The sequence below is a fragment of the Deinococcota bacterium genome (assembly GCA_030858465.1).
Lineage (GTDB): Bacteria > Deinococcota > Deinococci > Deinococcales > Trueperaceae > JALZLY01.
The window spans coordinates 1-4125 of sequence record JALZLY010000321.1 but is presented as its reverse complement, the minus strand read 5'-3'; the positions used below and the strand labels follow the sequence as shown (position 1 = coordinate 4125).

5 protein-coding genes and 2 pseudogenes are annotated in these 4125 nt (G+C 66.4%); 1 reads left to right on the top strand and 6 read right to left on the bottom strand.

Annotated features, from left to right (window positions below):
* Positions 1 to 10: 10 nt before the first annotated feature.
* Positions 11 to 142: pseudogene (locus M3498_15805) on the top strand (twin-arginine translocase TatA/TatE family subunit).
* A gap of 136 nt (positions 143 to 278) precedes the next feature.
* Here the strand turns inward: M3498_15805 and M3498_15800 are convergent.
* The 6 genes and pseudogenes from M3498_15800 to M3498_15775 form a co-directional block, all read right to left on the bottom strand.
* Positions 279 to 444, bottom strand: a pseudogene (locus tag M3498_15800) (transposase).
* Positions 445 to 1045: 601 nt separating this feature from the next.
* Positions 1046 to 1876 carry an enoyl-CoA hydratase-related protein gene (locus M3498_15795; protein ID MDQ3460743.1) on the bottom strand — a complete coding sequence of 277 codons (831 nt, stop codon included), beginning with the start codon at positions 1874 to 1876 and terminating at the stop codon, positions 1046 to 1048.
* A gap of 23 nt (positions 1877 to 1899) precedes the next feature.
* Positions 1900 to 2760 (bottom strand): 3-hydroxybutyryl-CoA dehydrogenase, encoded by an 861-nt coding sequence (locus tag M3498_15790; GenBank protein MDQ3460742.1) that lies wholly within the window; start codon positions 2758 to 2760, stop codon positions 1900 to 1902.
* Positions 2757 to 3488, bottom strand: a complete 732-nt coding sequence (locus M3498_15785) for a purine-nucleoside phosphorylase (GenBank protein MDQ3460741.1) — start codon at positions 3486 to 3488, stop codon at positions 2757 to 2759. The genes M3498_15790 and M3498_15785 overlap by 4 nt, the downstream gene beginning before the upstream one ends.
* A 120-nt stretch (positions 3489 to 3608) precedes the next feature.
* Entirely contained in the window at positions 3609 to 3920 is a 312-nt protein-coding gene (locus M3498_15780) for a hypothetical protein (GenBank protein ID MDQ3460740.1), read from the bottom strand.
* 1 nt (position 3921) lies between these two features.
* The coding region (locus M3498_15775; protein ID MDQ3460739.1) for a hydroxyacid dehydrogenase at positions 3922 to 4125 on the bottom strand (204 nt) is incomplete at its 5' end.

Below are 4125 nucleotides of genomic sequence, written 5' to 3'. Positions count from 1 at the left end.
GAGGTATAGAATGCGAATTGGTCCCTTTGGCATCTGGGAAATCCTCATTATTCTGATCGTGGTTTTGCTGCTCTTTGGCCCTAAGCGCCTACCCGAACTTGCTAAAAGCGTCGGCCAGTCTGTCCGGGAGTTTCGTAGAGGCATCAAGGACCTCAAGAATGACATTGACATTGAGGAGAATGTTGGTGAGCAGAGAAGAGAAACGGTCGGCGCGAGCAAAGTTGTCACACCTGTAGACAGCGAAGCTGACAAAGTCTGAGAGAGTGTTTGATAAAAGTTCAACGTCCAAGCCTTCGCACCATCAGATGAATCATGGCGGATTTCGATGAATGCCTCGCTTGTCTGTACCAGACGCTCGTAATCCTTGGTCAGCCGGCGGTACTTTGTTAGCCACGCTAACGTGCGCTCCACCACCCATCTTTTAGGCAGCACCTCAAAAGGTTCTGGCAGGACTGGTTTTAGATGCATGTTGGCGTGACTGATGACTTGCCCTCACTGCAACTGTGATCAGGCGAAAGAACTGAAGAAACCTACCAACCTCGGTTACAAGGGCTACTACTGTGGCGGGTGCGACAGGACGTTCAACGACATAACAGACACGCCTTTTGACCACCTCAAGTTCCCGACTGACATTGTGCTGCTCGTGGCGCTGTGGTGACTCCAACTGTATGACTCTAGCGAACAGCGCTATGTTTGGGCGCACAACCTGGTCAACCTTCACTCTGTCAACGCTACAAAGCTTCAGAACCGAAGCGTGGAATTTTAGGCTGAAGGCTCGACAAGAGAGCTGCACCATGTCCGCAAAGCATTTTGCGACGCGCGGTTTGTCGTTCCAGAGGCTATCTTCGATAACTTCACTTTAGATGTGTCGGCCCTGCGTGGACATCATCAAGAGTAGCGAGTTGTCGGTGCACCGTCTGGCGTAGGCCGCGGGGATGTCCAGCAGCAAAGCCGGGATGGCGCCCGCGCCGATTCAGGGGGTTGTTCACGCGCTCCAGAAAGGGCGAGCGGCAATCCCTGTCGAGCACGGGCAGGTGACCAGCCGCTACTTTCCCGTAAACGCCGCCGCGCGCTTTTCCAAAAAGGCCGCGGTGCCCTCGCCGGCGTCCTCGGTGGTGACCGCCAGGCCAAAGAGGTCAGCTTCGATCTCGAGCCCCTGAGCGAGCGTCACGTCGAGGCCGCGCGCCACCGCCTCCTTGGCCAGGCCGAGGGCTACGGGAGCGTTCTTGACGGTCAGGGCGGCGAGCTCGAGCGCGCCCGCTAGCGCGTCCTCCACCACCCGGTTGACCAGGCCGAGCGCCAGGGCCTCGTCGGCCCTGACGTGCCGGCCGGTGAGGATGAGGTCCAGGGCCCGGCCCCGGCCGATGAGCCGGGGCAGGCGCTGGGTGCCGCCGTAGCCGGGGATGAGTCCCAGACCGACCTCGGGTAGGCCCAGCCGGGCGCCCTCGCCGGCGACGCGCAGGTCGCAGGCCAGGGCCAGCTCGAGGCCGCCGCCCAGGGCGAAGCCGCCCACGGCGGCGATGGTGGGAATCTGCAGGGCGGCCAGGCTGTTCATGAGCCCCTGACCGTCCAGGGCCGCCTCGCGGCCGCTGAAGACGCTGTCCAGCTTGTTCAGGTTGGCGATGTCGGCGCCCGCGACGAAGGCGCGGCCCGCGCCGGTGATGACCAATGCCCTGACGTCTACGTCGGCCTCGGCGAGCTCGAGCGCCACGCCCAGCTCGACCACCAGGTCGGCGTTCAAGGCGTTCAGCGCGTCCGGCCGGTTGACGGTGATGAGCCCAACCCCGTCCCTGACCTCATAGTCCAGAAACTGAAAGTCCAGCTCTTCAGCCGTGTCCGCGCCCGTGTCTACGCTGTTGTCAACGTCATTGTCCATACCCGTTCCTCGTTTCCTCTTGTCTAGGAGCCTGCCTTGGGGTCGTCGTAGAGGTAAAAGCCCTCGCCGCTCTTGCGCCCGAGCAGGCCGGCCCGCACCATCTGCCTGAGCAGCGGGGCGGGGCGGAACTTGCCGTCGCCGAACTCGCCGTGAAGCGTCTCGGCGGCGGCCAAGGTCACGTCGAGGCCGACGAGGTCGGCCAAGGCCAGGGGGCCCATCGGCATGTTGGCGCCGAGCTTCATGGCCGCGTCGATGTCCGAAGCGGAGGCGACGCCCTCGGAGAGCGCGTGGACGGCGTCATTGAGGTAGGGCACGAGCAGCCGGTTGACGATAAAGCCCGGCTTGTCCCCGCAGAGGATCGGCGTCTTGCCGATGCCCTCGACAAAGGCCTTGGCCGCCTTGAGAGTGTCGTCCGCGGTCTTGAGCCCCCGGACCACCTCGACGAGCGGCAAGACCGCCACGGGGTTGAAAAAGTGCAGGCCGCAAAAGCGCTCCGGCCGGCTGACGAACGAGGCGAGCTGGGTGATCGACAGGCTCGAGGTGTTGCTGGCTAAGATCGCCTCGTCTCTGGCGACCCCGTCCACCCTCCGCCAGAGTTCGCGCTTGGCCGCCAGGTCCTCGTAGACGGCCTCGATGACGACCTCCGCCTCGGCGATGTTGTCGAGGTCGCCGATCAGGGTGATGCGCGCGAGCGTGCCGGCCTTGTCGTCCTCGCTCATCTTGCCCCTTTTGACGAGCCGGGAGAGGCTGGTGGAGACGGCCTCGAAGCCCCGGTCCCGCGCCTCGCTGCTCACGTCTTGCAGGAGAACCTCGTGACCGGCGCCAGCGCAGGTCTGGGCGATGCCCGCGCCCATCGTGCCCGCGCCCAGGACGGCGACCGTCATGGTGTCCCCGGCGACGCTGTCTGCAGGCGGCAGGCCGCCTCGAGTGCTGTTTCGACCATGTGCTCGACTCCTTCTCTCAAAATCTCCGGGGCGACGAACCGCGCGTCGCCGATGTAGTTCGACGCCACCAGGGCGCAGCCCGTCTCCACCCCGCGCAGCTTGCCGATCAAAAACAGCGCCGAAGCCTCCATCTCGACGGCGAGGACGCCGCGCGCCGCCAGGGTCTTCACGTCCTGGGCCGTGGTGGCGTAAAAGGCGTCCTCGGTCTGGATGAGGCCGACGTGGAAGGGGCGCCCGGCCTCCTCGGCCGCCCCGACCAGGGCGCGGGTCACCCCAAACGAGGCCGCGGGCGCGTAGGCGTCACCCCTCAGATACTGGCGGGTGGTGCCGTCGCCGGGCACCGAGGCCGTGGCGACGAGCAGCTCGCCGGGCCTTACCTCTTTGGAGACGATGCCGCTGGTGCCCACCCGGACGAGCGTCCTGGCGCCCAAGCGGATGATCTCCTCGGCGACGATGGCCAGGCTCGGGCAGCCCATGCCGGTCGTCTGCACCGACACCCGCGCGCCCTTATAGCGGCCGGTGTAGCCGAGCAGGCCGCGGTGGTCGTTGTAGCGTTCGGGCGCCTCGAAAAAGGTCTCGGCGATGTAGCGCGCCCGCCGCGGGTCGCCGGGCAGGAGCACGAAGGGGGCGAGGTCGCCCTCGCGGGCGTGAATGTGGAGCTGGCTCATCGGGTCCGAGGATACCACCCTTTACCGCCCCGGCACCCCTCCCCAACACCGGATTTGCCGGCACCGGATTTGCCGGCACCCGGATTTGAGGGAAGAACGCGCCGGCGCTAGGACCCGGCGCTAGGACCCGGCGCGATAGTTGAGCCTGGTCCAGCCGACGAGGTCGTCGGCGAGGGCGTGGCTGGCCAGGTTGAGGGGAATCGCGGCCGGCTCGCGACCGTGCCGGCCGCGGTAGGCCTCGCGCAGGTGACTCTTGGCGAGGAGGCGGTAGGCCTCGAGCGTGAGGGCCTCGAGCGTGAGGGCCCCCGAGTCCGAGCCCGCCCACTCGGCCTCGAAGCCGCCGCGGTCCGAGAGCTCGAGCTCCCGGCGGTCCAGCCTCACCCTCACGGGGCCGAGCGGGCAGATTACCACGACGCTCGAGGCTCGAGCCATGCTAGAGGGCGAGCGGGCTCACCGGCGGCTCGCCGCGCAAGACGCGCAGGACGTCCTCGGCGACGCGCAAGGAGGCGCGGCGGTTGGCCTCCTCGGTGACGCCCGCGACGTGAGGAGTGAGCAGGACGTTGGGGAGGCCGCGCAGCGGGTCGCCCTGGCCAGGCGGCTCCTGGGCGCGCACGTCCAAGGCCGCCCCGGCCAGGCG

Coding starts and splice junctions, on each gene's coding strand:
- M3498_15795 (MDQ3460743.1), bottom strand. CDS start 1,876: ATGGACAATGACGTTGACAACAGCGTAGACACGGGCGCGGACACGGCT.
- M3498_15790 (MDQ3460742.1), bottom strand. CDS start 2,760: ATGACGGTCGCCGTCCTGGGCGCGGGCACGATGGGCGCGGGCATCGCC.
- M3498_15785 (MDQ3460741.1), bottom strand. CDS start 3,488: ATGAGCCAGCTCCACATTCACGCCCGCGAGGGCGACCTCGCCCCCTTC.
- M3498_15780 (MDQ3460740.1), bottom strand. CDS start 3,920: ATGGCTCGAGCCTCGAGCGTCGTGGTAATCTGCCCGCTCGGCCCCGTG.